Annotated in this window: 2 protein-coding genes; one reads left to right on the plus strand and one right to left on the minus strand. The window is 75.4% G+C overall.

Translation table 11 applies throughout. The features are described 5' to 3' along the window. Positions 1 to 18: 18 nt before the first annotated feature. Complete coding sequence (locus J0670_RS38405) at positions 19 to 285, minus strand: substrate-binding domain-containing protein (RefSeq protein ID WP_207817398.1); 267 nt, start codon at positions 283 to 285, stop codon at positions 19 to 21. Between J0670_RS38405 and J0670_RS38410 the strand changes: the two genes are divergently transcribed. Then, complete coding sequence (locus tag J0670_RS38410) at positions 269 to 1,069, plus strand: extracellular solute-binding protein (RefSeq protein WP_207817399.1); 801 nt, start codon at positions 269 to 271, stop codon at positions 1,067 to 1,069. The two genes, J0670_RS38405 and J0670_RS38410, sit on opposite strands and share 17 nt — an antisense overlap. Positions 1,070 to 1,157 lie beyond the last annotated feature (88 nt).

Raw genomic sequence — 1,157 nt, forward strand, 5'->3', positions numbered from 1 at the left:
CCGGCCCTCGGCGTCGGGTCAGCCGTGCCGCAGTCGGCCGGTGGACTCGCCGGCGACCAGCTCCGGGGTGAACAGGTAGTCCCTGACCTGGCCGCCGTGCCCCTCCAGCTGGCGCCACAGGGCCTCGGCGACGGCCGCGCCCATCTCCTGGATCGGCTGGCGCACGGTGGTCAGCGGCGGATTGCTGTGGGCGGCCAGGTAGCAGTCGTCGTAGCCGACCACGGAGAGGTCGCCCGGCACCGAGCGGCCGGCCTCGCGGGCGGCCTGGGTGACGCCGAGGGCCATCAGGTCGCTGCCGGCGACGACCGCGCCGAACGCGCCCACCACCTTCGAGGACCTGGCCGCCGCCGGGCAGGGCGCCGTCAAGGACGGGAAGAGCGAGCTCCCGCTCGCCCTGCCGATCGGCCAGCAGGGCAACGCGTACGCCTTGCAGCCGCTGTTCACCTCGGCCGGCGGCTACCTGTTCGCCGCCAAGGCGGACGGCGGCTATGACACCGCCGACCTCGGGATCGGCGGACCGGGCTCGATCGCGGCCGGCGAGCTGTTCAAGCAGTACGGGGAGAAGGGCGCCGGGCTGTTCAACCGTTCGGTGGACACCAACGCCATCGCGCTGTTCACCGGGCGCAAGACACCGTTCCTGGTCGCCGGGCCCTGGGCGCTCGGCCAGCTCAAGCAGGCCGGGGTGCCCTACGCGATCTCGGCCGTGCCCGGGTGGGCGGGCAAGGGCCGGGCCCGCCCGTTCATCGGGGTGCAGAGCTTCTACCTCTCCGCCAAGGCCAGGAACCTGCCGCTGGCCCAGGAGTTCCTGCTGCGCGAGATCTACCAGGCCTCGCCGGAGCCGCCCGCGCTGACCTCCGCGCTCGCGAAGGCGTCCGCGAAGGACCCGGACATCGGCTCCCTCGCGCAGGCCGGGGCGGGCGGCCAGCCGCTGCCGACGATCCCCGCGATGAACGCGACCTGGGGACCGCTCGGCCAGGCCGAGGCGAGCATCGTCGCCGGCGCCGACCCGGCCGCGACCACGCGGCAGGCCGGCGAGGCCATCCGCGCCGCCCTCGGCTCCGCCCACTGAGCCCCCGCGTGCCGAGCCCCTCGGCACGCGCGCCGACACCCGGACGGCCACCACCTCCGGGCGCCCTCCGGACCAGGGACCACCCATG

The organism is Streptomyces sp. FH025 (genome assembly GCF_017427025.1).
GTDB lineage: Bacteria > Actinomycetota > Actinomycetes > Streptomycetales > Streptomycetaceae > Kitasatospora.